Origin of the sequence: Streptomyces sp. NBC_00158 (genome assembly GCF_045160885.1) — a bacterium.
Taxonomy (GTDB): Bacteria; Actinomycetota; Actinomycetes; order Streptomycetales; family Streptomycetaceae; genus Streptomyces.
This window is the reverse complement of the sequence record NZ_CP108161.1, coordinates 1,860,190-1,886,191: the sequence shown is the minus strand read 5'-3', so window position 1 is coordinate 1,886,191 and position 26,002 is coordinate 1,860,190. Positions and strand designations below refer to the sequence as shown.

Below are 26,002 nucleotides of genomic sequence, written 5' to 3'. Positions count from 1 at the left end.
TCCGGAAGGGACCCTCTAGTCCCGGATGCCGTCGACGGCGATCGGCAGGTGGCGCGGGCCGCGCAGGACCGCGTTCTGCCGGTAGGGCGGCGGGTCCTCCAGCAGCCGCGGGTTCTCCAGCCTGCGGGCCAGTTCGCGCAGCGCCAGCGCCGCCTCCAGCCGGGCCAGCGGCGCACCGAAGCAGCTGTGGATACCGCTGCCGAGGCCCAGGTGCTGGACGTCCGCGCGGTCGGGGTCGAAGCGGTCGGGGTCCTCGAACCGCTGCGGGTCGCGGTTCCCGGAGGCCAGGATCAGCCAGAGCGAGGAGCCCTTGGGGATGGTCACCCCCGCCACCTCGATGTCGGAGAGGGTGCTGCGCTGCGGCAGCAGCTGCACCGGCGGTTCGTAGCGCAGCAGCTCCTCCACGATCGGCACGGCCAGGTCAGGCTCCGCGCGCAGCCGCTCCAGGTGCTCCGGATGGCGCAGCAGGGTGAGCATGCCGTTGGTGATCAGGTTGACGGTGGTCTCGTGCCCCGCGATCAGCAGCAGCGCCGCCGTGCTGAGCACCTCCATCGTGGTCATGGTGCCGTCCGGCCCCTGCGCGGTCGCCAGCTCCGACAGCATGTCCCCGGTGGGGTTCTTGCGCCGCTCCTCGATCAGCCCGGCCAGGTACATGCCGAGCTCCATCCGGGCGCCCTTCGTCTTCTCCGCGCGCACGGCCGGATCGGCGTCCGGATCGGGGTCCAGGCTCGCGGCGAGGGTGTCGGCCCAGACGTGGAAGCGCGCCTCGTCCTCCGGGGGGACGCCCAGCAGCCGGCAGATCACCGTCACCGGGAACGGGTACGAGAACTCCTCGACCAGGTCGATCCGCGCGGGGTCGCCCTCCTTGGCGATCGCGTCGACCAGCCCCTTGACGATGCCGCCCAGCTCACCGCGCATCTCCTCGACGCGCCGCGGGGAGTGCGGCGGCCCGAACGGACGGTTCGTCATCCGGCGCAGCCGGTCGTGATCGGGCGGGTCCAGCTTCAGGAAGGAGGGCGGCAGGACGCCCTCCCCCTCGTCCTCGCCCTCGCCGAGCGGGTCGCCGGAGGCCGCCGTCAGGTTGCGCGAGTCGGAGCTGATCCGCGGATCGTGCAGCAGGCCCTTGATCTCGTGGTACGTGCTGAGGACGTACGGGCCGTCCCCGTCGTGGAACACCGGGGTCTTGCGGAGCTCCTCGTACAGGGGGTACGGATTGGCCCGGCTGGAGTAGTCGAGGATCTGCCGCAGGATGCCTTCAGTCATGAGGGGTCCTCGTGCTCAGTTGTGCGCCGGCGTGAACGTCATCCGCCGGTCTGCCGGTGAGTAGCCGCTCAGGGTGATCGTCGGGCCGTGCGTGGGCACCGACGGGTCGGGGAAGTCCGCGTCCAGCGGCCGGTTCCCCTCGGGCCTGCGGTCCACCGTCGCGTAGGGCGGCGGGAACGGTGCGGTCTGCTCGATCTGCTGCTCGTAGAAGTCCAGCCAGCGGCACTGGTCGAAGGTGACGGCACCGATGACGCGCCCTTGGTAGCCGTAGACGCCGACGAAGCGGCGCTCGGCGCGCGAGCCCTGGGTGATGACGATCTCGGTACCCATCGAGGGGACGCCCACCGACTTGATGTTCACGCCGAACTGGGACGACCAGAAGGCCGGGACCCAGACGTGCGGGCGGCGCTCGGCGCTCTCGCTGAGCATGTTGTGGGCGGCCGTCTCGGCCTGGGCGACGGCGTTGCCCCAGTGTTCCAGGGACAGGAACTGGTAGCCGAAGAGGGCGTGCGGGGAGCGGGCCACGTCGCCGGCCACGTAGATGTCGTCGGTGACGATGCCCCAGATGTCGAAGGCCCGGCAGCCCGCGTCGCAGGCGATGCCGCGCGGACCCGCGCCGAGTCCGGAGCCGGCCAGCCACTCGGTGTTGCGCTGGGCGCCGAGGGAGACGACCACCACCTCCGCCTCCAGCGTGGTGCCGTCGGAGAGGTGCGCGGAGCGGACCCTGCCGGAGGAGTCGCCCTCCAGGGCCGTCACCATGATCCCGGTGCGCAGGTCCACGCCGTTCTCGCGGTGCATTTCGGCCGCGACCGCGCCGACCACCCCGCCGAGGGCCCCGACCAGGGGCGCGTCACCGCGTTCCGCCACGGTGACGGCCAGCCCGCGTTCCCGGCAGGCGGAGGCGATCTCGGAGCCGGTGAATCCGGCACCGATGACGAGGACCCGGCCGGGCCCGGCCGCGAGGGCGCGTTCCAGGGCCGCGCCGTCGTCCCGGGTGCGCAGGACGAAGACCCCGTCGAGGGCGCCTTCCTCCGGCTTCGGCCACGGCCGGGCGCGGACGCCGGTGGCGATCAGGAGCCTGTCGTACTCCACCTCGTCCCCGTCGGCGAGGCGGACCCGGCGGGCCTTCATGTCCAGACCGGCGGCCGGTACGCCGAGCCGCCACTTGGCGTCGATGTCCCGGCGCCGGGGGAGGGCCGTGCGGTCCGCGGTGGCCTTGCCGAGCAGGACCTGCTTGGACAGCGGCGGCCGGTCGTACGGCTCGTGGGGTTCGTCGCCGATCATGGTCAGGGATCCGGTGAACCCCTTCTCGCGCAGGGTCTCGGCGGCCCGCAGGCCGGCCAGGGAGGCTCCCACCACGACGATGCGGCCTTCGCGCTTGAGCCGCTCCAGGGCTGCGTCACCGCTCACCACGCGCCTCCGCCGTCGACAGGGACCCGTTCACGGCATCCAGCAGGATGGCCCGGACGGGGCAGGCGTGGACGGCGCGGACGACGTTCTCGCGGTGCTCCTCGTCGGGCTGCGGGTCGTAGAGCAGGGACTCGTCGCCGTGCATGGCGAAGACGTCCGGTGCGAGGAACGCGCACTGCGCGTACCCCTGGCACCGGTTGAGGTCCACGACAAGCCTCATGGGGCATCAGCCTTTCCGTGACCTGTTGACCCCCACGGCCCCCGACACCCTCCCGGTCTCCAGCATGCGCGCGAGTCCCGCGCGCCGCCTGCCGGGGTACGGGGCCGCTGGTCAGGCCGTTCGCCGCAGGTTGGTCCGCAGGACGTGCAGGCTGACGACGAGCACCCAGAACGGGAAGACCATCTCGGCCCAGGGCACCCCGGACCCGAGGAGGAGCAGCACCAGCCCGGTGGCGAAGCCGAGGGCGACCAGAGGGCGCGGGAAGAAGCCCAGGCGGCGCCCGATGGTGGAGGTCACGAAGACGAAGACGGCCGCCATGCGCATCGCGTACGTGGTGAGCACGGTGTACGCGAAGGGGCGGCCGAACCCGGACGGCGGGACGGCTTCCTGGAGCACGGTGCCGGCCGCGGCGGCGGCGACGAACAGGGTCCCGACGAAGATGTAGCCGCTGCCGAGGAACACCGCCGCGACGAACCGGTCCTCGCCGCCGCCGGAGTGTGCGCGCAGGGCCCCCATGAACCAGAGGAAGAAGATCCCGGCGAAGGGGACGATCTCCAGGGCCAGCCGGACGGCCCAGCGGTCGGCGTCCGCCACGGGGGCGTCGGAGGGGCTCCCGGAGGGGATGGCGAGCCTCATCAGCACGATCGCGACCGCGAGCAGTACGGCGAAGACGAGCCCGGCCGTCCCGGCGGCCCGTGGCGTGCGCATCCGCGTGGTGGTGGACTCCATGCCCCCAGCAGGCGGCACCCGCCGGGGCCCCGCCACCGGGGGGACCCCACGGGAGTGAATCCGCGGCCCGGCCGCCGGGGCCGGGCCGCGGGGTCGGGCAGAGGGGTCAGGCCACCGGTGCCGGGACCGGCTCCTCGGCGGGCTCCTCGGCCCCGTCGTGGTTGCCGTACCAGGCCACCGCGACGGCGCCGGCGACCGCCAGCACGAAGCCCGTCACCGCGAGCCAGGCCAGGCCCGGGCGGGAGGCGTCGCCGAGCCACAGGACGCCGATCGCGCCCGGGAGCACCGTCTCGCCGACGACCAGGGCGGCCGTGGCGCCGTTGACCGAGCCGATCTGGAGGGCCACCGTGTGCAGGTACATGCCGCCGAAGCCGGCGATGAGGATGGCGTACAGCGCCGGGTCGGTGGCGAGGGTGACCGGGTCGAAGGGGTCCACGCCGTCGAGGATGCGCACGCCGACGCCCAGCGCGCCGAAGGCCAGACCGGACAGCAGGCCCGCCAGGATCGCGGCGCGGGCGCCGAGGAACCGTACGGCCACCGTGCCGCCGATGATGATCACGAGGGTCACGGCCAGCAGCCACCAGTGCGTGGACATCGGGGCGTGGTGGTCGCCCTCGTGGCCGGCGGCGGTCGCCAGCAGCACCAGCGCCGCGCAGACCACGCCGATCGAGGTCCACTCCTTGCGGGTCAGCCGGATGCCCAGCATCTTCACGCTGAGGATGGCGGTGATCACCAGGTTGGCGCTGATCACCGTCTGGGAGAGGAACAGGGGCAGCATGCGGGCCGCCAGCGCGCCCAGTCCGAAGCCCACGAAGTCGAGGATGGTGCCGACGATGAACTCCCAGGTCATCGCGGCCTTGGCGGTGGAGGTCAGGTTCGGTCCGCCGTGGGCGGTCACGCCGGCGGCGGCCGGGGACATCCGGGCGGCGCGGCGCGAGCCCACGGCTTGCAGGACAGAGCCCGTGCCGTAGCAGATGGATGCCGCGACAGCGGTCAGCAGGCCTATGAGCACAGAAGGCTCCGTTCAACGTCTGGCAGGTAAGGCGGTACCTCTGCCAGACGTCATATCGGGCCGGGAAGTTGCCTCCGCAAGGGAGTTCGTTGACCGGTTCTTTGCCCTGGGCGGGGCTCAGCCCAGCGCGGCGAGCGCGTCCGGGACCTCTTCCACCGAGTCCACCAGCGCGATCCGCGACTCCATGGACCGGCCCGCGGCGAGCGCGCGCAGCAGCGGCCAGACCGGCAGCCGCTCGGTCCAGTGGTGGCGGCCGACCAGGACCATCGGGGTCGGCTCGGCCCGCGACTCGTAGTAGTTCGGCGTCGCGTTGTCGAAGACCTCCTGCACGGTGCCCGCGGCGCCCGGCAGGAAGACCACGCCCGCGTTGGACCGGGCGAGCAGCCCGTCCTCGCGGGTGGCGTTCGCGAAGTACTTGGCGATCTGGCCCGCGAAGGCGTTCGGCGGCTCGTGGCCGTAGAACCAGGTGGGGATCCCGACCGAGTCCCCGCCGCGGGGCCAGCGCTCCCGGACGGCGAAGGCCGCGCGCGCCCAGTCGGAGACGGACGGGCTGAAGGAGGGCACCTTCGCCAGCAGTTCCAGCGCCTCGGGCAGGGCCTCGTCCGGCGCGGGCGCCAGGTAGGCGCCCAGGTTGGCGGCCTCCATCGCGCCGGGGCCGCCGCCGGTGGCGACCGTCAGCCCGGACCGGGCCAGGGTGCGGCCCAGTTCCGCCGCGCCGCGGTAGTCCGTACCGCCGCGGGCCATGGCGTGGCCGCCCATCACGCCGATGACGCGGGCGCCCGCGAGCTGTTCGTCCAGGGCGTCGGAGATGGCGTCGTCGTGGATGGAGCGGAGCATCGAGGAGAAGACGTCGCCGTCGGACTTGGTCTCCTGGAACCAGGCGTAGGCCAGGGCGTCCGGGGTGGTTTCGTAGCCTTCGGCCAGACCGGTGAACAGTTCCTCGGCCGTGTACAGCAGACCCCGGTACGGGTTGAACGGCAGGTCCGGTATCGGCGGGAAGACGAGCGCGCCGTCCGCGCGGACCTTCACCGAGGCGTCGGGCTCCATCGCGCAGCCCAGGAACACGGCCGCGGAGGTGTCGGCGGACAGCAGGGCGAAGGTCCGCTCCAGGAGGTTGACCGACTGGATCCGGTAGCCGCTCAGCGAGCCCCGGGCGACGACCCGGTCGAACTCCGCGAGCGTCTCGATCTCGATGTCTGCGTTGACCATTCGGCCCACCCTAAGGGCTGGTCGTCTCAGCGGGTCAGGGCCAGCGACGTCAGCTGCGCCACACCCCAGCCGAGCCCCGCCGCGGCCGTGAGCAGTGCGGCCGCCCGCAGGACCGCGGCCGTACGCAGCACCGCACCCGGGGTGCCGAGTCCGGCCAGCGCCTCCCGGGAGGCGGCGCGGGCCTGCCGGGACTCGACGGCCGAGGTGAGCAGGGTCCCGGCGGCGCAGAGGGCCACCAGGGCGGCCGCGGGGCCGGTCAGCGGGCCGAGCGGGGCGAGGGGGGCGGTCTGGCCGTGCGGGGCGATGGAGGTGAGGGCGGCGGCGCCCACGGCGGCCAGCACCCCCAGCGGCCGGCCCAGCCGGGGCGCCTCCTCCTGGAGGCCGCGTCCGGCCAGCAGCCGCAGCAGGCCCGGCCGGACGGCCTGCACCAGGGTCCCGCAGGCGTAGGCCAGCCCCGGACCGGCCAGGGCCAGCCCGACCGCGATCAGCACGCAGCCGGCCGGTACGGCGGCTCCGCCGGGACGGGCGTACGCAAGGACGGCGAGCCCGCACGCGGCCAGCGCCACTCCCCAGGGCACACCGGTCTGCGGGGCCAGTCCGGCGTGCGGCGGGCGGGGGCGCAGGGCGAGGGCGGTGGCGGTGGCGGCCGTCAGCGGGACCAGGGCCAGCAGGGTGAGGGCGGCGGCCACCGGCAGGGGCCGGTCGGCGTGCAGCGGCCGGGCTCCGGCGCCGTCGAACGGCAGCCCGGCGAGGTCGCCCCGCAGGTGGAGGAAGGCGGCCAGGGCCAGGGCGCTGCCGAGGGCGCACGCGACGGCGGTGGAGACCGCCGCGACCAGGGTGAGCCGTACGGGTCCCAGCCCGGCGGCGTCGAGCCCGTCGCGGGACCGGGTGGCGGGGTCGGTCCGGGCGACGGCCACCGCGAACTGGGCGGTGGCGGCGAGCGGGACCAGCGCCCACAGCAGGCGAGGGAACGATCCGGCGGGGCGGGCCGTCGCGTCCGCGAGGACGTACAGCAGGAGGAACCCGCTGCCGGCGGAGGCGGCCGCGACCAGCAGCCGGCGCAGCTGGACCAGGGGGCGGGAGCCGCGGACTAGGCGGAGAGCGAGCACGCGGCCTGGTCCTCCGTGGTGAGGGCGGAAGCGGCGGCCGCCGCACCGGCCGGGCGGCCGTCGAGCAGGGCCAGCGCGCGGTCGGCGTCGGCCGCGGTCTCCTCGTCGTGGGTGGCCAGCAGGACCGTGATGCCGTGGGAGCGGGCGGCCGTGGTCAGGGTGCGCAGCAGCAGTGCGCGTTCGGCGCGGTGCAGCGGGGCGGCCGGCTCGTCGGCGAAGAGCACCGCGGGCTCCGCGACCAGGGCGCGGGCCAGGGCGACCCGCTGGGCCTCGGCGCGGTTGAGGGCGCCGGGGCGCTTGCCGGCGAAGCGGTCGAGGTCGAGGCGCTCCAGCCATTCGAGGGCGGCCCGGCGGGCGGCGCGGTGCGGGACGCCGCCGATGAGCAGGGGCAGGGCCGCGTTCTCCCAGACCTTGAGTTCGGGGAGCAGCTGCGGTTCGGGGCCGATCCACGCGAAGCGGTCGCGGCGCAGCCGTTCGCGGGCGGCGGCGCCGAGGGTGTGGACGGGAACGCTGTTGAACCAGACCTCGCCCTGCTCGGGCAGCAGCCGTCCGGCCAGACAGCGCAGCAGCGTGGTCTTCCCGCAGCCGCGCGGGCCGGTCACGGCGAGGATCTCGCCCTGGCGGACTCCGGCGGAGACCCCGATGAGGCCTGGGGTACCTCCGTGGGAGTAGTGCAGGGACCGGGCCCAGAGCAGGTCTTCCTGCGGTGGGGCCTGGTCGGGCCGGGCCTTGTCCGGGGGAGCCACCATGGCGTACACCTCCGTCCGGGGGAACGAAGCGGAGCCCTTTCGGTCACTGGCACCGCAATGAGATGTAAAGAGATGAACGTCGTGAAAGCTGACAGCACACGGCCCGGACCCTCGCGTTCTACTCGAACGGAGGATCCGGGCCGTGTGGTCGGGCTGTCGGGCTACCGCGTCCCGGGACCGGTTACAGCTTGGTCCACGCCTCGGTGAGCACCGAGCGCAGGATGCCTTCGATCTCGTCGAAGGTGCCCTGGTCGGCGATCAGCGGCGGGGCCAGCTGGATGACCGGGTCCCCACGGTCGTCGGCGCGGCAGTACAGGCCGTTGTCGAAGAGCGCCTTGGAGAGGAAGCCGTAGAGCACGCGCTCGGTCTCCTCGTCCGTGAAGGACTCCTTGGTGACCTTGTCCTTGACGAGCTCGATGCCGTAGAAGAAGCCGTTGCCGCGGACGTCGCCGACGATCGGAAGGTCGTGCAGCTTCTTCAGGGTGTTGAAGAAGTTGCCCTCCTGGTCCAGCACGTGCTGGTTCAGGCCTTCCTTGTCGAAGATGTCGAGGTTGGCGATGGCCACGGCGGAGGACACCGGGTGTCCGCCGAAGGTGTAGCCGTGCAGGAAGGTGTTGTCGCCCTTGTAGAAGGGCTCCGCGATGCGGTCCGAGACGATGCAGGCGCCGATCGGGGAGTAGCCCGAGGTCATGCCCTTGGCGCAGGTGATCATGTCCGGCACGTAGCCGAACTTGTCACAGGCGAACATCGTGCCGAGGCGGCCGAACGCGCAGATGGTCTCGTCGGAGACGAGCAGCACGTCGTAGGTGTCGCAGATCTCGCGGACCCGCTGGAAGTACCCGGGCGGGGGCGGGAAGCAGCCGCCGGCGTTCTGCACGGGCTCCAGGAAGACGGCCGCGACGGTGTCGGGGCCCTCGAAGAGGATCTGCTGCTCGATCTGGTCGGCGGCCCAGCGGCCGAAGGCCTCGGGGTCGTCGCCGTGGATCGGGGCGCGGTAGATGTTGGTGTTGGGCACCTTGTGCGCGCCCGGTACCAGCGGCTCGAAGGGGGCCTTCAGCGCCGGCAGGCCGGTGATGGACAGCGCGCCCTGCGGGGTGCCGTGGTAGGCCACCGCACGCGAGATGACCTTGTACTTGGTGTGCTTGCCCTGCAGCTTGAAGTACTGCTTGGCGAGCTTCCAGGCGGTCTCGACGGCCTCGCCGCCACCGGTGGTGAAGAAGACCTTGTTCAGGTCGCCCGGGGCGTAGTCGGCGAGGCGCTCGGCGAGCTCGACGGCCTTGGGGTGCGCGTACGACCACACGGGGAAGAACGCGAGCTCCTGGGCCTGCTTGTACGCGACCTCGGCCAGTTCCTTGCGGCCGTGACCGGCGTTGACCACGAACAGTCCGGCGAGACCGTCCAGGTAGCGCTTGCCCTTGTCGTCGAAGATGTAGGTGCCCTCACCCCGCACGATGGTGGGGACGGGCGCGTTCTCGTACGACGACATGCGGGTGAAGTGCATCCACAGGTGGTCGTAGGCGGTTTTGGAGAGGTCCTGGCTCACGGGCTATCGAGTTCCCCACATGTAGGTCTGCTTCTTCAGCTTCAGATAAACGAAGCTTTCGGTTGATCGCACGCCGGGGAGCGTGCGGATCTTCTTGTTGATCGTTTCGAGCAGGTGGTCGTCGTCCTCGCAGACGATCTCCACCATCAGGTCGAACGACCCCGCGGTCATCACGACGTACTCGCACTCGGCCATGGCGGTCAGTGCGTCGGCCACCGGGTCGAGGTCTCCCTCGACGTTGATGCCGACCATCGCCTGGCGCCGCAGGCCCACGGTGAGCGGGTCCGTTACGGCGACGATCTGCATGACGCCCTGGTCGAGCAGCTTCTGTACGCGCTGGCGCACCGCCGCTTCGGACAGGCCCACGGCCTTGCCGATCGATGCATATGGACGGCGACCGTCCTCTTGCAGTTGCTCGATGATCGCCAGGGACACAGCATCGACCGAAGGGGACGGTTGTCTGTTCCTGGAATCTGCGCTTCGACTGACCACGACCTCACTCTGCACGAGGAGTCGTCTGTTCCGCAACCCGTAATCGATGAAATCCGTTGTCGAGCGTCTCGGATTTCACGGATTTCGTAGTTGGCTGGGTCCGGCTCTGTCGAAAGCGTCGCCAGAGGGGCTAGGCTTGGCTGGTCGTCTCAATCATTGGACATGTGATCAGGAGAGTGGCTGTAGTGACCACCGAACTGCGTCGTCTGCGCAACTACATCGGCGGGGAGTTCAAGGACGCCGCCGACGGGCGGACCACCGACGTGGTCAACCCCGCGACCGGCGAGGTGTACGCCACCGCCCCGCTCTCGGGCCAGGCCGACGTCGACGCCGCCATGGCCGCCGCCGCGGCGGCCTTCCCGGGCTGGCGCGACACCACGCCCTCGGAGCGCCAGAAGGCCCTGCTGAAGATCGCGGACGCCTTCGAGGCCCGCGCCGACGAGCTCGTCGCCGCCGAGTCGGAGAACACCGGCAAGCCGCTGGGCCTCACGGCCAGCGAGGAGCTCCCGCCGATGGTGGACCAGATCCGCTTCTTCGCAGGCGCCGCGCGCCTGCTGGAGGGCCGTTCGGCCGGCGAGTACATGGACGGGATGACCTCGATCATCCGCCGCGAGCCGGTCGGCGTCTGCGCCCAGGTGGCGCCGTGGAACTACCCGATGATGATGGCCGTGTGGAAGTTCGCCCCGGCGATCGCCGCGGGCAACACCGTCGTCCTCAAGCCCTCGGACACCACCCCGGCCTCGACCGTCCTGATGGCCGAGATCATCGACTCGGTCCTGCCCAAGGGCGTCTTCAACGTCGTCTGCGGCGACCGCGAGACCGGCAAGGCCATGGTCGAGCACTCCACCCCGGCCATGGCCTCCATCACCGGCTCGGTCCGCGCCGGCATGCAGGTCGCCGAGAGCGCCTCCAAGGACGTCAAGCGCGTCCACCTGGAGCTCGGCGGCAAGGCCCCCGTCGTGGTCTTCGAGGACGCCGACCTGGCCAAGGCCGTCGAGGACATCGCGGTCGCCGGCTACTTCAACGCCGGCCAGGACTGCACGGCCGCCACCCGCGTGCTCGTGCACGAGTCGATCCACGACGAGTTCGTGGCCGCGCTGGCCAAGGCCGCCGCGGAGACCAAGACCGGCCAGCCGGACGACGAGGACGTGCTGTACGGCCCGCTGAACAACCCGAACCAGCTGGCGCAGGTCGCGGGCTTCGTCGACCGCCTCCCGGCCCACGCCAAGGTCGAGGCCGGTGGCCACCGGGTCGGCGAGAAGGGCTACTTCTACGCCCCGACCGTCGTCTCCGGCCTGAAGCAGGACGACGAGATCATCCAGAACGAGGTCTTCGGCCCCGTCATCACCGTCCAGTCCTTCACCGACGAGGCCCAGGCCCTGGAGTTCGCGAACGGCGTCGAGTTCGCCCTCGCGTCCTCCGTGTGGACCAAGGACCACGCCCGCGCGATGCGCATGTCCAAGAACCTCGACTTCGGCTGCGTGTGGATCAACACCCACATCCCGCTCGTCGCCGAGATGCCGCACGGCGGCTTCAAGAAGTCCGGCTACGGCAAGGACCTCTCCGCCTACGGCTTCGAGGACTACACCCGCATCAAGCACGTGATGACCTCGCTCGACGGCTGATCCGCGGCCGCCGCCGGGCCGGCGGCGCACTGATCAACGCAGGGCCCTGACGGGGCGGGCAGTAGACATCTTGTCTATTGCCCGCCCCTTCGCGTTGTCCCAGGCTTTGGCCATGCCTGAACTCGTCTCCCGTCGCGCGGCGCTGCGCGGCCTCGGTGCCGCGGGCCTGCTCGCCGCCCTCGCCGGCTGCGGCGTGCCCTCCGCGTACGTCCCGGAGGACCGGCGGCAGGCCCCGGACCTCTCGGACCGCGACCGCGCCCTCGCCTTCTCCAACTGGCCGCTCTACATCGACACCGACGACGAGGACGAGGAGAGCCGTCCGACCCTGGAGGCCTTCACCCGCAAGACCGGCATCCGGGTCCGCTACACCGAGGAGATCAACGACAACGACGAGTTCTTCGGCAAGGTCAGCCCGGCCCTGATGAGCCGCCAGGCGACCGGCCACGACCTCGTCGTGGTCAGCGACTGGATGGCCGCCCGCTTCGTCCACCTGGGCTGGGCCCAGAAGATGGACCGTTCGGCGCAGTCCAACGTCGCCAAGTACCTCGACCCGCAGCTGCGTTCGCCCGCCTTCGACGAGGGACGGCTGCACACCGTCCCCTGGCAGTCCGGGATCACCGGCATCGCCTACAACCGCAGGGCGCTGGGCCGGGAGATCAAGTCCGTCAAGGACCTCTGGCACCCGGACCTGGCGGGCAAGGTGACCCTGTTCTCGGGCCTCGACGAGTCCTTCTCGCTGCTGATGCAGGGCAACGGCACCGACGTCACCCGCTGGACCGAGTCCGACTTCCACCGGATGTGCGACCAGGTCGAGAACATGGTCCGCAAGAAGCACATCCGCCGCTTCACCGGCAACGACTACACCTCCGACCTCGGCAAGGGCGACGTCCTGGCCTGTCAGGCCTACTCGGGCGACGCCATCCAGCTCCGGGCCGACAACCCCGACATCGAGTTCGTGGTTCCCGAGGAGGGTGCCGAGCTGTGGGCGGAGAGCCTGCTCGTCCCCAACCTCGCGCGGCACAAGGCCAATGCCGAGGCCCTCGTCGACCACTACTACGACCCGGAGGTGGCGGCGGAGCTGGCGGCCGCGGTCAACTACGTCTGCCCGGTGCCCGCGGCCCGCGAGGTGCTGGCCGCCTCGTCGGACAAGGAGACCGCCCAACTGGCGGAGAACCCGCTGGTCTTCCCCGACGACGCGATGCGCCGGCGCCTCGCGGTGGCCCGGGACGTCTCCTCGGCCGAACGGCCCTCCTTCGCCAAGCGCTGGAACGCCATCGTCGGACTGTGATCACGATCTCGCGGCGGAACTGAACACGTTCAGGAAACCGGCTGAACGTGTTCAGTTTCGTGTGTAGGCTCCCTTCCATGAGCGAGAGAAGCGCCCTCCAGCGGCGGATCCGTGCCTGGCTTGTGCTGTTCCTGGTCTGCCTGGTCCTCAGCGGACTCACCGCCTTTCCCCTGGTCACCGAGCTCCACTGGGTCAATGGGCTGGTCTCCAACGACTGGCTGCGCCGTGTCGGCGACGGACTGGACCGAGCCGACTCCGAATACCCCTTCCTCCTCTACGGCACCGACTGGCTGGCCTTCGCCCACCTGGTGATCGCCGTGTTCTTCTACGGGGTCTACCGCGACCCGGTCCGCAACGTCTGGATCGTCGAGGCCGGCATGGTCGCCTGCGTCGGCGTCGTCCCCCTCGCCCTGCTCAGCGCGCCGGTCCGCGGGATCCCCGGCTGGTGGTCGCTCATCGACATCTCCTTCGGGGTCTTCGGCATCCTCCCCCTGATCGCGCTGCGCCGCCTGATCAAGCGGCTGGAGGTGCTCGAAGCGGCGGAGGGTGCCGGCTACCTGGCGAAGGCCGCCCCGATGATGCCGTAGGCCACCTGGTTCATGTCCTGCCCCTTGGCATTGGTGGAGTTCACCGAATAGACCAGGGTGCGGGACAGGTCACGGCTCCCGCCGATGACCGTGCTGTAGCCGTGCCGCGAGCCCGTCTTGCCGTACAGCTTCGTACCGTCCGGCAGTGCGAACTCCTTCAGGCCGGCCGTCTGCACCGCGTGCGCCCCGGTCTCGCTCGCGGCGTCCACGACGTCGGGCACCGTGAACATCTCCTCCAGCTGCGCCCTCGGGACGACCTTGCCGGAGAACAGCGCCACCGTGAAGCGCTCCAGGTCCGCCGTGGTCGAGATCAGGTCCCCCGCGGCCCAGTTGGAGGTGGAGTTCCACTCCGACACGTCCACCAGCGAACGGCTCCCGTCGGCCCCCGCCACCGCCTGGTAGCCGTGGTTGTACGGGCCCGGTATGCGGTTCTGGGTACGGGCCGGGAACGAGGTGTGGCGCAGGCCGAGCGGCCTGATGACCCGGTCCCCGACGGCCTTCTCGTACGTCTTTCCCGTCACCTTCTCGATCAGCACGCCCAGCACCGTGTAGTGGATGTTGCTGTACCGCTGCTTCTCGCCCGGCCTGAACTCCGGCCCCTTCGCGACCGCGTTGGCGATCAGCGCGTGCGGGTCGACCACGTCGAAACGGTGGGCGTACTCGTCCTCGAAGCGGTCCCCGGGGCCGTCGGCCGACCGCAGGCCGCTCGTGTAGTCCAGCAGCTGCCGCACCTTCACCGGCTCGAAGCCGGGCAGCAGCCCCGGCAGGTAGTCCTGCACCGGCCGGTCCAGGTCCACCCTGCCCTCGGCCGCCAGCTGGAGCACCACCGCCGCCGTGAAGGCCTTCGTCACCGACCCGGCCCGGAAGCGGGCGTCCTCCACCGCCGCGCGCCCGCTGCGGACGTCCGCGACACCCGCGCTGCCGCGCCAGGCGCCGCTCGTCCCGCCCACCCGGACCAGAGCGGCGGTCGCGTCCTTGTTCCCCGCCCCGACGCCCGCGATCGCCTTCGCCAGCGCCGCGGCGTCCGGCGGCGTCGTGAACACCGGCGGGGCGGAGACCCGGGCCGAGACCGGCGCCGGTGCCGGAGCCGCCTGGGCGGCGGCCACCGGACCGGCGGCGACCCCCAGGACCAGAGCGGCGGCGACGAGCGTGCGCGTACGTGCCTTCATGACGGTTCCCCCTGCGTTGTGCGACCGGTGGGGCCCGCTGCCCCCCGATGACCTCAATGCTCCAGGTCACAGGGGTAGTTGCGGATCACCAACAAGAGGGGTTTTCAGCGGTACGACAACTCACCGGCGCGGGGGAGCCGACACGCCGCACCTCACCCGCCAGAGGGAGAAACCCAGGAGGGACCCGCCGACCCCGCCGCGATCAGGCCCGTCTCGTACGCGCAGATCACCGCCTGGATCCGGTCGCGCAGCCCCAGCTTCGACAGCACGTTCCCCACGTGCGACTTCACCGTGTGCTCGCTCACCACCAGCGCCGCCGCGATCTCCGCGTTCGACAGCCCCCGCCCCAGGTGCAGCAGCGTCTCCCGCTCCCGCGCCGTCAGCACCTCCAGCCGCTCCGCCGCCAGGGCGTCCGGCACGCGGGGCCGGGCCGTCGCCGCCGTGTACTCCTCGATCAGCCGCCGCGCCACCGAGGGCGCCAGCAGCGACTCTCCCGCCGCCACCACCCGCACCGCGTGCACCAGGTCGTCCCGCCGCACGTCCTTCAGCAGGAACCCGCTCGCCCCCGCGTGCAGCGCCTCGTAGACGTACTCGTCCGAGTCGAAGGTCGTCAGCATCACCGTCCGGCACGCGCTCCCCGCCGAGATCGCCCGGCAGGCCTCGATCCCGTCCAGCACCGGCATCCGCACGTCCAGCAGCGCCACGTCCGGGGACAGCCGCCCGACCGCCGCCACGGCCGCAGCCCCGTCCCCGACCTCCGCCACGACCTCGATGTCCTCCTGCACGTCCAGGATCATCGCGAAGCCGCTGCGCACGAGCTCCTGGTCGTCGGCCACCACCACACGGATCGTCAATTCCCCACCTCCAGCGGCGAGGTTACAAGCACCGTGAAGCCGCGCCCGTCCGCGCCCGGACCGGTCCACGCCGTCCCGCCGTGCGCCGCGGCCCGCTCCCGGATCCCGATCAGCCCGTGCCCGCCCGGAGCGCCGCCGCCCGGAGCACCCACGCCCGGAGCACCCCCGGCCGGTCCCCGCCCGTCGTCCGTGACCCGTACCGAGAGCTCCCGGGCCCCGTACTCCAGGCGTACGTCCACCGCCGTGGCCCCCGCGTGCTTCACCACGTTGGTCAGCGCCTCCTGCACCACCCGGTGCACCGTCGCCTCCAGCGCCGCGGGCAGCTCGCGCACCTCGCCCGTCCGCTGGTACGACACCGCGAGCCCGCTCGCCCGCACCCGGTCCACCAGCGCCGGCAGACCCCCGATCCCCGGCTGCGGAGCCCGCGGAGCCGTCGCCTCCTCCGCCCGCAGCACCCCCAGCATCGTCCGCAGCTGCGCCATCGCGTCCCGGCCCGTCTCGGCGATCGCCTCGAAGGCCGCCTCCGCACGCTCCGGGGCCCGGCGCACCGCCACCGGACCGGCCTCCGCCTGCACGATCATGATGCTGACGGCGTGCGACAGGACGTCGTGCATCTCCCGCGCGATCCGCGCCCGTTCACGCGCCGCCGCCTGCTCCGCCTCGATCCGGTTGGCCCGCTCCAGCTGCGCCGCCCGGTCCTCCACCGCCGCCGTGTAGGCCTGCCGCGTGGCCTGGAGCCGCCCGAGGGCGAACGCCGCCCCGAACACGAACCAGGCGAACAACAGCTCCCTCGCCGTACCCGTGTTGAACGCGACGGACACCGCGATCACCGCCACCAGACCCCACCCGACGGCCAGCCGCACCCGCGACGGCCCCAGCAGCGCGATCGAGTAGACGCAGACCAGCGCGGCGTACGGCAGCGGCTGCCCGGGCCCGTCCAGGGCCAGCTGGTAGGCCGAACCGGCCGCCACCACCCCGAGCAGCGCCGCCACCGGCGCCCGCCGCCGCCACACCAGCGGCACGTTGCCCAGCGTCGTCACCAGGTACGCCGTCCAGGTGGCCGGCGAGTCCGCCGGGTCCCGGGGCACCACGAAGGGGATGGTCGTCGCCACCTGCACCAGCAGCGTCAGGCCCAGGTCCCGCCAGCGCGGATCGGCCCGCAGGATCCGCTCGCGCAGGCGCGCGGCCGGCCCCCGCGTCATCGTCCGAGCCCGGCCCTCACGGCGGCCAGCACGTCCAGCCTGTTGGTGGTGACCGAGTCCGCGCCGGCCCGCACGACGGCCCGCATCGACCGCCCGGTGTCCGGCGTCCAGGCCGACACCAGGAGCCCGTCCCGGTGCAGGGCGTCCACGAGCTCCCGGCCGACCAGCCCGAAACGGTAGTTGAGCCAGCGCGGCTTCACCGCGTCGATCAGCACCCGGCGCGGCGGCGAGAGGGTGGTCCAGGTCAGCGCGATCTCCGCGCCCGGATCGGCGGCGCGGACCGCGAGCATGGTGTTCGGCCCGGCGCAGTAGTACGCCCGGTCGCGCGCCCCGCATTCGCGCACCAGGTCGACGACGGTCTTCACCGCCTCGTACGTCGCACCCGGCAGGTCGATCATCAGCCGGCCGGCCCCGGCCTCCGTCAGCGCCTGGCGCAGGGTCGGGACCCGGCCGTCCGTCAGTTCCTTCAACTGCGGGGCCGTGACGGCGTCGAGCCGCACGTCGTGCCCCCACAGCCGCTCCAGGGTCTCGTCGTGGAGCAGGACCGGCACCCCGTCACGGGTCAGCCGTACGTCGATCTCCACCGCGTCCGCTCCGCGCGCGAAGGCGGAGCGGACGGAGGCGAGGGTGTTCTCACGGAAGCGGTAGGGGTCCCCGCGGTGGCCGACGGCAGTCAGATTGCTCATGCGCCCCATTCTCGGGGGCGCGGGCGATCAAGGGGAGTCAGCGGGCGAGCCATTCGGCGGTGTACGCGTCGATCTCCGCCGTGATCTTCGCCTTGCCGGCCCCGTCCAGGAAGGAGGCCTCGACGGCGTTCTTGGCGAGCTGCGCGAGGCCCCGCTCGTCGAGGTCGAGGAGCCGGGCGGCGACCGCGTACTCGTTGTTGAGGTCGGTGCCGAACATCGGCGGGTCGTCGCTGTTGATGGTGACGAGCACGCCCGCCGCCACCATCTCCTTGATGGGGTGCCGGTCGAGCTCGGCCACCGCGCGGGTGGCGATGTTGGAGGTCGGGCAGACCTCCAGCGCGATCCGGTTCTCCGCGAGGTGCTTCAGCAGCTCGGGGTCCTGGGTGGAGCTGGTGCCGTGGCCGACGCGCTCGGCGCCCAGCTCGCGGACGGCGTCCCAGACGGTCTCCGGGCCGGTGGTCTCGCCGGCGTGCGGGACGCTGTGCAGGCCCGCGGCGCGGGCCAGGTCGAAGTACGGCTTGAACTGCGGGCGGGGGACGCCGATCTCGGGACCGCCCAGGCCGAAGGAGACCAGGCCCTCGGGGCGCAGGTCGACGGCGAGGCGGGCGGTCTCGGCGGCGGCCTCCAGGCCGGCCTCGCCGGGGATGTCGAAGCACCAGCGCAGGATGACGCCGAGTTCGGTCTCGGCGGCCTTGCGGGCGTCCTCGATGGCCTCCATGAAGGCGTTCTCGTCGATGCCGCGACGGGTGGAGGAGTAGGGGGTGATGGTGAGTTCGGCGTAGCGGATGTTCTGCCGGGCCATGTCGCGGGCGACTTCGAAGGTGAGGGTGCGCACGTCGTCCGGGGTGCGGACCAGGTCGACGACCGACAGGTAGACCTCGATGAAGTGGGCGAAGTCGGTGAAGGTGAAGTAGTCGGCCAGCGCTTCCGGGTCGGTGGGGACCTTGGAGTCGGGGTGGCGGGCGGCGAGTTCGGCGACGATGCGGGGCGACGCCGAGCCGACGTGGTGGACGTGCAGTTCGGCCTTGGGCAGCCCCGCGATGAAGGGGTGCAGGTCGGGCATGGGGGCCTCCGGGGGGACGCGGGTGCGGGCGGGTCGGCTTCATCGTAGGCAGGCCCGGGCCGTGTCGGTGGCAGCGCTTAGCATGGCCGTACGAGAGAAGGGGGGCGCCGCATGACCGACCACAGCCCTGAACCGAGGGACCCGTGGGCGCCGCCCGAGCGGCCGCCGGCCGGCCAGGGGAAGCCGCAGGGCTCGCAGCCGGCCCCGCCGGTGCCCCCGGTGCACGAGCAGCCGACGATGGCGGGCATGCCCGGCGTGCCGCCCGCGCCCGCACCCGCGCCGTCCGCGTACCCGCCGCCCCAGCCGCCCCCGCCGGCCGCCGCTCCGTACCCGGGGCCCCCGGCCGCCGGGTCCGCGTACGGGTACCCGGCGCAGCCCGGCCCCGGCGGGTACGCCTACCCCGGCCCGCCGGGGGCCCCGGGGCAGCCCGGGTATCCCGCCCAGGCCGGCTACCCCGGTTACCCCGGACAGCCCGGATACCCGGGATACCCCGGACAGCCGGGCCAGCCCGGGTATCCGTACGCCTACCCGTACGCGACGCCGCCCGCGAGCAACGGCTTCGGGATCACCGCCCTCGTCCTCGGCATCCTGTCGGTGTTCACCTGCGCCACGATGGTCGGCGCCATCGCGCTCGGCATAGGCGCGGTCGTCTTCGGGGCGCTGGGCAGGGGCAAGGCCACCCGGGGCGAGGCCAACAACGGCGGGGTGGCCCTGTCCGGCATCATCCTCGGCGCGGTCGGCATGGTGCTGGGCATAGTCGCGACCCTGATCATCTTCCTCGGCCCCGACATCGACGACTCGGACGGCGGAAGCGACTCCCCGTCCTCCGTGTCCCAGGTCGACGGCCCGCGCGAGCGGGCCTGAGCGACCCGCCGGGCCCCGCTCCCGCCCGGGTCAGATCGGGGCGGCCGACAGCAGGGTGGGGACCATCCAGGGCCCGTCGGGGGCGGCGCGGCGGACCGGGACCCAGGTGAGCCCCACCATCCGGGGACACGCGCAGTCCAGGTCCCCGTCCACCCCCAGTACGGGCTCGCCGGGCGCGACCTCCACCCGGAAGCAGGTGGTCCACCCGGAGGGGTACGGCGCCTCGTACGCGTACCGCACCTCCAGCGGGCGCAGTCCCGTCTCCTCGGCCACCTCCCGCCGGACCGCCGCCTCCAGGTCCTCCCCGGGCTCCACCCCGCCGCCCGGGAGCGTCCAGTACTCGGCCCCGTCGTGCAGCCCGGACGGCCCCCGGTGGCGCTCGCGGACCATCAGGACGGCGCCCTCGCGCACGATGACCGCCGCCACCCGGCGCCGCCCGGTCACGCCTCCTCCGCCCGCAGCCGCTCCCGGGCCTCCATCAGGGCGAAGCCCAGCAGGTTCAGGCCGCGCCAGCGGTCCGGGCGCAGGGCCCGCTCGTCGTCGGCGGCCAGCCCGATGCCCCAGATCCGGTCCACGGGGCTCGCCTCGACCAGCACCCGCGACCCCGTGCCCAGCAGGTAGGAGCGCAGCGCCGGGTCGGAGTCGAACTTGTGCACGCTGCCCTCGACGACCAGCGCGAACCGCTCCCGCTGCCAGACCTCCTCGTCGAAGCGGCGCACGAGCCGCCCGGCCTTCTTGGCCGCCGCCGGACTGCCGGCCTCCAGTGCGGCTCGCTCGGCCTCGGCGTCCCCGAACAGGCGTGCCTTCCCGGCCATCATCCAGTGCTCCGCCGTGGCGTACCGGACGTCACCCACAGTGAAGGGGGAGGGCCACCACTGGCTGAGACAGCTCGGTCCGAGCCTTCCGTCCGGCAGGGGGCGGTGTCCCCAGAAGGGCAGGTACTTCACCCGCTCACCACGGCTGACCTGCTCGATCAACTTGTCGATCATCTCCATGCACGCGAGTCTTGCAGTCACCACTGACACTTCGTACGGGATTTCGGGGATGCCTCGACACATGGTCGACCGATTCCGTCGCGTAATCAAAAGGCAACAACGGAATCACTTGGCGGAGGAGAACGCCTCTGCCAGGATCGGCACTCAATTCGAGCTGTAGCTACGGAGAGCGTGAGAGCGATGGGTAACCGCTTCCAGGTCAAGGACCGCTTCGCAGACGGCGCGCAGTACATCGACGGCAGGCTCCGCTCCGGCACCTCGGGGCGGTCGCACACCGTCGTCGACCCCGCCACCGGCGAGGAGGTGCTCACCTACGAGCTTGCCGGACCGGCGGACGTGGACGAGGCCGTGGCCGCCGCCAAGCGGGCCTTCCCCGCCTGGTCGGCCGCCACCCCGGGGGAGCGCTCGGACGCCCTGCACCGGCTGGCCGCCGTACTGGCCGAGCAGGCCGCGGACTTCGCGTACGCGGAGTCCCTCCAGTGCGGCAAGCCCCTCAAGCTGTCGACCGAGTTCGACGTGCCGGGGACCATCGACAACACCGCGTTCTTCGCCGGCGCGGCCCGCCACCTCCAGGGCCAGGCGGCAGGCGAGTACTCGGGTGACCACACCTCCTACGTACGCCGCGAGGCCATCGGCGTCGTCGGCTCCATCGCCCCCTGGAACTACCCCCTCCAGATGGCGGCCTGGAAGATCCTCCCGGCCATCGCCGCGGGCAACACGATCGTCCTCAAGCCCGCCGAGCTCACCCCGCTGACCTCCCTGATGTTCGCCCAGGCGGCCAAGGAGGCGGGCATCCCCGACGGCGTGGTCAACATCGTCACGGGTGCCGGACGGGACGCCGGCGAGCGCCTGGTCGGCCACCCCGACGTGGTCATGACCTCCTTCACCGGCTCCACCGCCGTGGGCAAGCGGGTCGCCGAGATCGCGACCGCCACCGTCAAGCGGCTCCACCTCGAACTCGGCGGCAAGGCCCCCTTCGTCGTCTTCGACGACGCCGACGTCGAGGCCGCCGCCCACGGCGCGGTCGCCGCCTCGCTCATCAACACCGGCCAGGACTGCACCGCGGCCACCCGCGCCTACGTGCAGCGCCCGCTCCACGACGCCTTCACCGCCCGGGTCGCGGAGCTGATGGAGAGCGTCCGCCTGGGCGACCCCTTCGCGCCCGGCACCGACCTCGGCCCGCTCGTCTCGCACGCCCAGCGCGACCGGGTCGCCGCCTTCGTCGAGCGCGCCCGCTCGTACGCCACGGTCGTCACCGGCGGCGAGATCCCCGGCGGGGACCTCGCGGACGGCGCCTACTACCGGCCCACCCTGATCTCCGGCGCCGCGCAGGACAGCGAGGTCGTCCAGTCCGAGATCTTCGGCCCGGTCCTGGTCGTACTGCCCTTCGACACCGACGAAGAGGGCCTGGCCCTGGCCAACGACACCCCGTACGGGCTCGCGGCCTCCGCCTGGACCCGCGACCTCTACCGGGCGAACCGCGCCACCCGTGAGCTCAAGGCGGGCTGCGTCTGGGTCAACGACCACATTCCGATCATCAGCGAGATGCCGCACGGCGGATACAAGGCGAGTGGCTTCGGAAAGGACATGAGCGCCTACTCGTTCGAGGAGTACACGCAGGTCAAGCATGTGATGTTCGACAACACCGCGGTGGCCGCGAAGGACTGGCACCGCACGATCTTCGGGGACCGATAAGAAGCACGCCGCCTGACCAGCGGCCATCCCTCCCGAAAGGGCAACGCGCATGGAGCAGTTCGAGCCCGACCGCCTCTCGGCGGCGCAGACCGCCGCGATGCGGCGAAGCCTCACCAGCGGGCGCGGCGCCCTCACCCGCCGCTCGCTGCTGCGCGCCTCCGGAGTCGGGGCGCTCACCCTGGGCGGCCTCTCCGCCCTCACCGCCTGCGGCATCCCGCCCGCCAAGCGCGAGGGCACAGCGGTGGCCTCCGACGACCACTCGGACCAGGAGAAGGAGCTCATCTTCTCCAACTGGACCGAGTACATGGACACCAGCGACGACGAGAAGACGCGCCCCACGCTGGAGGAGTTCACCAAGCGGACCGGGATCCAGGTCAAGTACACCGAGGACATCAACGACAACGTCGAGTTCTTCGGCAAGATCCGCCCGCAGCTCGCCGCCGGCCAGGACACCGGCCGCGACCTGATCGTCGTCACCGACTGGCTCGCCGCCCGCATCATCCGCCTCGGCTGGGCGCAGAAGCTCGACCCCTCCCACCTCCCGCACGCCTACGCCAATCTGATCCCGCAGTTCCGCAACCCCGACTGGGACCCGGGCCGCGCCCACAGCTACCCGTGGACCGGCATCGACACCGTCATCGCCTACAACTCCAAGGCCACCGACGGCAAGAAGGTCGACTCCGTCACGCAGCTCCTCGACGACCCCTCCCTCAAGGGCCGCGTCGGCTTCCTCACCGAGATGCGCGACACCGTCGGGATGACCCTGCTCGACCAGGGAAAGAACCCGGCGAACTTCACCACCGCCGACTACGACGCGGCGATCGGCCGGCTCCAGAAGGGCGTGGACACCAAGCAGATCCGGCGCTTCACCGGCAACGACTACACCGCCGACCTCGACAAGGGCGACCTGGCGGCCTGCATCGCCTGGGCGGGCGACGTCATCCAGCTCCAGGCCGGCAACCCGGACATCAAGTACGCGATCCCGGCCGCCGGATACATCACCTCCAGCGACAACCTGCTCGTCCCGGCCAAGGCCCGGCACAAGGCCAACGCCGAGAAGCTCATCGACTACTACTACGAGCCCGAGGTCGCGGCCCAGCTGGCCGCGTTCATCAGCTACGTCTGCCCCGTCGACGGCGTCAAGGAAGAACTCGCCAAGATCGACCCGGCCCTCGCGGACAACCCGCTGATCGTCCCGGACAAGGAGATGGCCGCCAAGGCCCACGCCTTCCGCTCCCTCACCAGCGAGGAAGAGACGGCGTACGAGGAGAAGTTCGCCAAGCTCATCGGCGCCTGACCGGACCCACGCACCGGCCCCCCCGCGCCCCGTCCCCTTCCCACGACACACCACCGAAGGCCCAGGCCCATGACCGACAAGACCGCGAGCGGCGACGTCCGCCTCGCCGGGATCAGCAAGCACTACGGCACCTTCACCGCGGTGCAGCCGCTGGACCTCACCATCCCCCAGGGCTCCTTCTTCGCCCTGCTCGGCGCCTCGGGCTGCGGGAAGACCACCACCCTGCGCATGATCGCCGGCCTGGAGGAGCCCTCCACCGGCACGGTCAGCCTCGGCGACCGCGAGGTCACCCACCTCCCGCCGTACAAGCGCCCGGTGAACACCGTCTTCCAGAGCTACGCGCTGTTCCCGCACATGGACATCTTCGAGAACATCGCCTTCGGCCTGCGCCGCCGCGGCATCAAGTCGGTCAAGAAGCAGGTCGACGAGATGATCGACCTGGTCCAGCTCGGCGAGCACGCCCGCAAGAAGCCCCACCAGCTCTCCGGCGGCCAGCAGCAGCGCGTGGCGGTCGCCCGCGCCCTCATCAACCACCCCCAGGTCCTGCTCCTCGACGAGCCGCTCGGCGCCCTCGACCTCAAGCTGCGCCGCCAGATGCAGCTGGAGCTCAAGCGGATCCAGACCGAGGTGGGCATCACCTTCGTGCACGTCACCCACGACCAGGAGGAGGCCATGACCATGGCCGACACGGTCGCGGTGATGAACGGCGGCCGCGTCGAGCAGCTGGGCGCCCCCGCCGAGCTGTACGAGAACCCGCGCACCACCTTCGTCGCCAACTTCCTCGGCACCTCGAACCTCATCGAGGCCTCCGTCGAGTCCACCGGCTCCGACGTGATCGTCTCGGCCTCCGGCACCACCCTCCGGCTGCCCACCGCCCGATGTTCGACCACGCCCCGCGCGGGCGGGAAGCTCCTCGTCGGCGTGCGCCCGGAGAAGATCTCCCTGGTCCCGGCGGCCGACGAGCACACCATCGCGACCGGCCGCAACAAGATCACCGGAAAGATCGCCGACTCTTCCTTCATCGGCGTCTCCACGCAGTTCGTCATCGACAGCCAGGTCTGCCCGGAGCTGGAGGTGTACGTCCAGAACGTCGAGCGCGACGCCCGCCTCGTCCCCGGCGCCGACGTGGTCCTGCACTGGAACCCGGAGCACACCTTCGGCCTGGACGCCGCCCAGGACATCGACGCCGGCGTCGAGACCGTCGGGGAGAGCGCGTGACCGCCACCGCCGCGCCCCCCGAGGCCCCCGCGCCCGCCGAGCCCCCGGTACACCGCGCGTCGATGAAGAAGCGCCTGGTCCCGTACTGGCTGCTGCTCCCCGGCATCCTGTGGCTGCTCGTCTTCTTCGTGCTGCCGATGATCTACCAGGCCTCCACCTCGGTGCAGACCGGCTCGCTCGAAGAGGGCTTCAAGGTCACCTGGCACTTCCAGACCTACTGGGACGCCCTGACCGAGTACCTCCCGCAGTTCCTGCGCTCCCTGCTGTACGCGGGCACCGCGACCGCGCTGTGCCTGCTGCTCGGCTACCCGCTGGCCTACCTGATCGCCTTCAAGGCGGGCCGCTGGCGCAACCTGCTGCTGGTCCTCGTCATCGCCCCCTTCTTCACCAGCTTCCTGATCCGCACGCTGGCCTGGAAGACGATCCTGGCCGACGGCGGACCGGTGGTCGGCGCCCTCAACGCCGTCGGCTTCCTCGACGTCACCAGCTGGCTCGGCATGACCGAGGGGGACCGCGTCCTGGCCACACCGCTCGCGGTGGTCTGCGGTCTGACGTACAACTTCCTCCCCTTCATGATCCTGCCGCTCTACACCTCGCTGGAGCGCATCGACACCCGCCTCCACGAGGCCGCCGGCGACCTCTACGCCGCCCCCGCCACCGTGTTCCGCAAGGTGACCTTCCCGCTCTCGATGCCGGGCGTGGTCTCCGGGACCCTGCTCACCTTCATCCCCGCGAGCGGCGACTACGTCAACGCCGAACTGCTCGGCTCCACGGACACCCGGATGATCGGCAACGTCATCCAGTCGCAGTACCTGCGGATCCTCGACTACCCGACAGCGGCCGCGCTGTCCTTCATCCTCATGGCCATCGTGCTGATCATGGTCACCGTCTACATCCGCCGAGCGGGAACGGAGGACCTGGTCTGATGCGTTGGCTCCGCCGCAATCTCGTGGTCATCGCGGGCCTCGCCACGCTCGCGTACATGATCCTGCCGAACGTCGTCGTGACGGTGTTCTCCTTCAACAACCCCACCGGGCGGTTCAACTACGCCTGGCAGGAGTTCTCCCTCGACGCCTGGAAGGACCCCTGCGGGGTCGCCGACATGTGCGGCTCCCTCGCACTGTCCCTCCAGATCGCCCTCTGGGCCACCATCGGCGCCACGGTCCTCGGCACCGCCATAGCCTTCGCGCTCGTGCGGTACCGGTTCCGGGCGCGCGGCGCGGTGAACTCGCTGATCTTCCTGCCGATGGCCATGCCCGAGATCGTGATGGCGGCCTCGCTGCTCGCCCTCTTCCTCAACATGGGCATCCAGCTCGGCTTCTGGACGATCCTCATCGCCCACGTGATGTTCTGCCTCAGCTTCGTCGTCGCCGCCGTCAAGGCACGCGTCCTGTCCATGGACCCGCGCCTGGAGGAGGCCGCCCGCGACCTCTACGCCGGACCGGTGCAGACCTTCCTCAGGGTCACCCTGCCGATCGCGGCCCCAGGTATCGCGGCGGGCGCGCTGCTGTCCTTCGCGCTCTCCTTCGACGACTTCATCATCACCAACTTCAACTCGGGCAACACCGTCACCTTCCCCATGTTCGTGTGGGGATCGGCCCAGCGCGGTACGCCCGTCCAGATCAACGTCATCGGCACGGCGATGTTCGTCATCGCGGTGCTGGTGGTCCTCGCCGGCCAGTGGGCCGGCAACCGCCGCAAGAAGGCACAACCGAAGTAGACC

General features: G+C 71.6%; 26 protein-coding genes. 9 read left to right on the top strand and 17 right to left on the bottom strand.

From position 1 onward, the window contains the following. Positions 1-15: 15 nt before the first annotated feature. The 10 genes from OG553_RS08285 to OG553_RS08240 form a co-directional block, all read right to left on the bottom strand. On the bottom strand, positions 16-1,263 hold the full coding sequence (locus tag OG553_RS08285; RefSeq protein WP_405978376.1) for a cytochrome P450: 1,248 nt from the start codon (positions 1,261-1,263) through the stop codon (positions 16-18). A gap of 15 nt (positions 1,264-1,278) precedes the next feature. Continuing rightward, positions 1,279-2,673, bottom strand: coding sequence for an NAD(P)/FAD-dependent oxidoreductase (locus OG553_RS08280; RefSeq protein ID WP_405978375.1), 1,395 nt, complete (start codon positions 2,671-2,673; stop codon positions 1,279-1,281). Further along, positions 2,663-2,893 (bottom strand): ferredoxin, encoded by a 231-nt coding sequence (locus OG553_RS08275; RefSeq protein WP_042801903.1) that lies wholly within the window; start codon positions 2,891-2,893, stop codon positions 2,663-2,665. The genes OG553_RS08280 and OG553_RS08275 overlap by 11 nt, the downstream gene beginning before the upstream one ends. 111 nt (positions 2,894-3,004) lie before the next feature. Further along, positions 3,005-3,622, bottom strand: a complete 618-nt coding sequence (locus OG553_RS08270) for a hypothetical protein (RefSeq protein ID WP_405978374.1) — start codon at positions 3,620-3,622, stop codon at positions 3,005-3,007. 106 nt (positions 3,623-3,728) lie between these two features. Next, positions 3,729-4,634 carry a hypothetical protein gene (locus OG553_RS08265; protein ID WP_405978373.1) on the bottom strand — a complete coding sequence of 302 codons (906 nt, stop codon included), beginning with the start codon at positions 4,632-4,634 and terminating at the stop codon, positions 3,729-3,731. Between the two features lie 117 nt (positions 4,635-4,751). Beyond that, positions 4,752-5,843: an LOG family protein gene (locus OG553_RS08260; RefSeq protein WP_405978372.1), complete on the bottom strand. Its 1,092-nt coding sequence runs from the start codon at positions 5,841-5,843 to the stop codon at positions 4,752-4,754. Positions 5,844-5,869: 26 nt separating this feature from the next. Beyond that, positions 5,870-6,952 (bottom strand): hypothetical protein, encoded by a 1,083-nt coding sequence (locus OG553_RS08255; protein WP_405978371.1) that lies wholly within the window; start codon positions 6,950-6,952, stop codon positions 5,870-5,872. After that, positions 6,934-7,701, bottom strand: a complete 768-nt coding sequence (locus OG553_RS08250; RefSeq protein WP_405978370.1) for an ABC transporter ATP-binding protein — start codon at positions 7,699-7,701, stop codon at positions 6,934-6,936. Before OG553_RS08250 ends, OG553_RS08255 begins: the two co-directional genes overlap by 19 nt. A gap of 181 nt (positions 7,702-7,882) precedes the next feature. Beyond that, positions 7,883-9,244 (bottom strand): aspartate aminotransferase family protein, encoded by a 1,362-nt coding sequence (locus OG553_RS08245; RefSeq protein ID WP_007266858.1) that lies wholly within the window; start codon positions 9,242-9,244, stop codon positions 7,883-7,885. A gap of 3 nt (positions 9,245-9,247) precedes the next feature. Next, entirely contained in the window at positions 9,248-9,751 is a 504-nt protein-coding gene (locus tag OG553_RS08240; RefSeq protein WP_037686641.1) for an Lrp/AsnC family transcriptional regulator, read from the bottom strand. 170 nt (positions 9,752-9,921) lie between these two features. Here OG553_RS08240 and OG553_RS08235 point away from each other — a divergent pair, with 170 nt between their 5' ends. From OG553_RS08235 to OG553_RS08225, 3 genes are all read left to right on the top strand, one after another. Next, positions 9,922-11,361, top strand: a complete 1,440-nt coding sequence (locus tag OG553_RS08235; protein WP_405978369.1) for a gamma-aminobutyraldehyde dehydrogenase — start codon at positions 9,922-9,924, stop codon at positions 11,359-11,361. A 112-nt stretch (positions 11,362-11,473) separates the two neighbouring features. After that, positions 11,474-12,649, top strand: coding sequence for a spermidine/putrescine ABC transporter substrate-binding protein (locus OG553_RS08230; protein ID WP_405978368.1), 1,176 nt, complete (start codon positions 11,474-11,476; stop codon positions 12,647-12,649). Positions 12,650-12,726: 77 nt separating this feature from the next. Beyond that, a complete protein-coding gene (locus OG553_RS08225; RefSeq protein ID WP_405978367.1) occupies positions 12,727-13,236 on the top strand; it encodes a hypothetical protein in 510 nt (169 codons plus the stop codon). On the opposite strand, the gene OG553_RS08220 is transcribed toward OG553_RS08225, so the two are convergent. The 5 genes from OG553_RS08220 to OG553_RS08200 form a co-directional block, all read right to left on the bottom strand. Continuing rightward, positions 13,203-14,405: a serine hydrolase domain-containing protein gene (locus tag OG553_RS08220; RefSeq protein ID WP_405978366.1), complete on the bottom strand. Its 1,203-nt coding sequence runs from the start codon at positions 14,403-14,405 to the stop codon at positions 13,203-13,205. The two genes, OG553_RS08225 and OG553_RS08220, sit on opposite strands and share 34 nt — an antisense overlap. A 152-nt stretch (positions 14,406-14,557) precedes the next feature. Continuing rightward, a complete protein-coding gene (locus OG553_RS08215; protein WP_405978365.1) occupies positions 14,558-15,259 on the bottom strand; it encodes a response regulator in 702 nt (233 codons plus the stop codon). After that, positions 15,256-16,461: a sensor histidine kinase gene (locus OG553_RS08210; protein ID WP_405978364.1), complete on the bottom strand. Its 1,206-nt coding sequence runs from the start codon at positions 16,459-16,461 to the stop codon at positions 15,256-15,258. Before OG553_RS08210 ends, OG553_RS08215 begins: the two co-directional genes overlap by 4 nt. Beyond that, on the bottom strand, positions 16,458-17,156 hold the full coding sequence (locus OG553_RS08205; protein WP_405978363.1) for a glycerophosphodiester phosphodiesterase: 699 nt from the start codon (positions 17,154-17,156) through the stop codon (positions 16,458-16,460). Before OG553_RS08205 ends, OG553_RS08210 begins: the two co-directional genes overlap by 4 nt. A 28-nt stretch (positions 17,157-17,184) precedes the next feature. Continuing rightward, positions 17,185-18,210: an adenosine deaminase gene (locus tag OG553_RS08200; protein ID WP_405978362.1), complete on the bottom strand. Its 1,026-nt coding sequence runs from the start codon at positions 18,208-18,210 to the stop codon at positions 17,185-17,187. A gap of 111 nt (positions 18,211-18,321) precedes the next feature. On the opposite strand from OG553_RS08200, the gene OG553_RS08195 reads away from it, so the two are divergent. Beyond that, positions 18,322-19,074: a DUF4190 domain-containing protein gene (locus tag OG553_RS08195; protein ID WP_405978361.1), complete on the top strand. Its 753-nt coding sequence runs from the start codon at positions 18,322-18,324 to the stop codon at positions 19,072-19,074. Between the two features lie 30 nt (positions 19,075-19,104). On the opposite strand, the gene OG553_RS08190 is transcribed toward OG553_RS08195, so the two are convergent. Next, entirely contained in the window at positions 19,105-19,518 is a 414-nt protein-coding gene (locus OG553_RS08190; RefSeq protein ID WP_405978360.1) for an NUDIX domain-containing protein, read from the bottom strand. Continuing rightward, positions 19,515-20,069 (bottom strand): NADAR family protein, encoded by a 555-nt coding sequence (locus OG553_RS08185; RefSeq protein WP_405978359.1) that lies wholly within the window; start codon positions 20,067-20,069, stop codon positions 19,515-19,517. Before OG553_RS08185 ends, OG553_RS08190 begins: the two co-directional genes overlap by 4 nt. 180 nt (positions 20,070-20,249) lie before the next feature. On the opposite strand from OG553_RS08185, the gene OG553_RS08180 reads away from it, so the two are divergent. The 5 genes from OG553_RS08180 (at position 20,250) to OG553_RS08160 (ending at position 25,999) form a co-directional block, all read left to right on the top strand. After that, entirely contained in the window at positions 20,250-21,764 is a 1,515-nt protein-coding gene (locus OG553_RS08180) for a gamma-aminobutyraldehyde dehydrogenase (protein WP_405978358.1), read from the top strand. A 49-nt stretch (positions 21,765-21,813) separates the two neighbouring features. After that, the gene (locus OG553_RS08175) at positions 21,814-23,061 is read left to right on the top strand and encodes a PotD/PotF family extracellular solute-binding protein (protein ID WP_405978357.1); all 1,248 of its coding nucleotides are present in this window, start codon (positions 21,814-21,816) and stop codon (positions 23,059-23,061) included. A gap of 69 nt (positions 23,062-23,130) precedes the next feature. Next, positions 23,131-24,279: an ABC transporter ATP-binding protein gene (locus OG553_RS08170; protein ID WP_405978356.1), complete on the top strand. Its 1,149-nt coding sequence runs from the start codon at positions 23,131-23,133 to the stop codon at positions 24,277-24,279. Continuing rightward, complete coding sequence (locus OG553_RS08165; protein ID WP_405978355.1) at positions 24,276-25,205, top strand: ABC transporter permease; 930 nt, start codon at positions 24,276-24,278, stop codon at positions 25,203-25,205. Before OG553_RS08170 ends, OG553_RS08165 begins: the two co-directional genes overlap by 4 nt. Then, positions 25,205-25,999, top strand: coding sequence for an ABC transporter permease (locus OG553_RS08160; RefSeq protein ID WP_405978354.1), 795 nt, complete (start codon positions 25,205-25,207; stop codon positions 25,997-25,999). Before OG553_RS08165 ends, OG553_RS08160 begins: the two co-directional genes overlap by 1 nt. Positions 26,000-26,002: the final 3 nt, after the last annotated feature.

Excerpts from the sequence above, each read along its gene's own strand:
- OG553_RS08285 (WP_405978376.1), bottom strand. The coding sequence starts at position 1,263 with ATGACTGAAGGCATCCTGCGGCAGATCCTCGACTACTCCAGCCGGGCC.
- OG553_RS08275 (WP_042801903.1), bottom strand. The coding sequence starts at position 2,893 with ATGAGGCTTGTCGTGGACCTCAACCGGTGCCAGGGGTACGCGCAGTGC.
- OG553_RS08270 (WP_405978374.1), bottom strand. The coding sequence starts at position 3,622 with ATGGAGTCCACCACCACGCGGATGCGCACGCCACGGGCCGCCGGGACG.
- OG553_RS08260 (WP_405978372.1), bottom strand. The coding sequence starts at position 5,843 with ATGGTCAACGCAGACATCGAGATCGAGACGCTCGCGGAGTTCGACCGG.
- OG553_RS08250 (WP_405978370.1), bottom strand. The coding sequence starts at position 7,701 with ATGGTGGCTCCCCCGGACAAGGCCCGGCCCGACCAGGCCCCACCGCAG.
- OG553_RS08230 (WP_405978368.1), top strand. The coding sequence starts at position 11,474 with ATGCCTGAACTCGTCTCCCGTCGCGCGGCGCTGCGCGGCCTCGGTGCC.
- OG553_RS08225 (WP_405978367.1), top strand. The coding sequence starts at position 12,727 with ATGAGCGAGAGAAGCGCCCTCCAGCGGCGGATCCGTGCCTGGCTTGTG.
- OG553_RS08220 (WP_405978366.1), bottom strand. The coding sequence starts at position 14,405 with ATGAAGGCACGTACGCGCACGCTCGTCGCCGCCGCTCTGGTCCTGGGG.
- OG553_RS08210 (WP_405978364.1), bottom strand. The coding sequence starts at position 16,461 with ATGACGCGGGGGCCGGCCGCGCGCCTGCGCGAGCGGATCCTGCGGGCC.
- OG553_RS08205 (WP_405978363.1), bottom strand. The coding sequence starts at position 17,156 with ATGGGGCGCATGAGCAATCTGACTGCCGTCGGCCACCGCGGGGACCCC.
- OG553_RS08200 (WP_405978362.1), bottom strand. The coding sequence starts at position 18,210 with ATGCCCGACCTGCACCCCTTCATCGCGGGGCTGCCCAAGGCCGAACTG.
- OG553_RS08195 (WP_405978361.1), top strand. The coding sequence starts at position 18,322 with ATGACCGACCACAGCCCTGAACCGAGGGACCCGTGGGCGCCGCCCGAG.
- OG553_RS08185 (WP_405978359.1), bottom strand. The coding sequence starts at position 20,069 with ATGGAGATGATCGACAAGTTGATCGAGCAGGTCAGCCGTGGTGAGCGG.
- OG553_RS08180 (WP_405978358.1), top strand. The coding sequence starts at position 20,250 with ATGGGTAACCGCTTCCAGGTCAAGGACCGCTTCGCAGACGGCGCGCAG.
- OG553_RS08175 (WP_405978357.1), top strand. The coding sequence starts at position 21,814 with ATGGAGCAGTTCGAGCCCGACCGCCTCTCGGCGGCGCAGACCGCCGCG.
- OG553_RS08170 (WP_405978356.1), top strand. The coding sequence starts at position 23,131 with ATGACCGACAAGACCGCGAGCGGCGACGTCCGCCTCGCCGGGATCAGC.
- OG553_RS08160 (WP_405978354.1), top strand. The coding sequence starts at position 25,205 with ATGCGTTGGCTCCGCCGCAATCTCGTGGTCATCGCGGGCCTCGCCACG.